We start from the raw sequence: 221 nt of genomic DNA, 5'->3' as shown, positions 1-221 counted from the left end.
ATTGCCCAGCAGGGCGACCTGACGCTCAAGGCGGGCCACCTCGACAACAGGGCCGGCAAGGTGTCCGCCCTCAACGGCGGCGCCACCCTGGAAACCGCTGCCGATGGCCGCCTCGACAACCGCGACGGCGCGCTCTTCGCCCAGCAGGCGCTGCATATCAGCGCCAAGGACCTGGACAACAGCGCCGGCCAGATCAGCGCCCGGCAGATCGAGCTGGAGCT

Annotated in this window: 1 protein-coding gene; it reads left to right on the top strand. The window is 69.7% G+C overall.

The window, feature by feature from the left end; genetic code table 11:
* Positions 1-221: hypothetical protein (locus BLX41_RS09410; RefSeq protein WP_148059703.1), on the top strand; the 221-nt coding region annotated here is incomplete at both ends.

Source organism: Pseudomonas protegens, from assembly GCF_003732485.1.
Classification (GTDB): domain Bacteria; phylum Pseudomonadota; class Gammaproteobacteria; order Pseudomonadales; family Pseudomonadaceae; genus Aquipseudomonas; species Aquipseudomonas protegens_B.
This window is presented reverse-complemented; position numbering and strand designations above follow the sequence as displayed.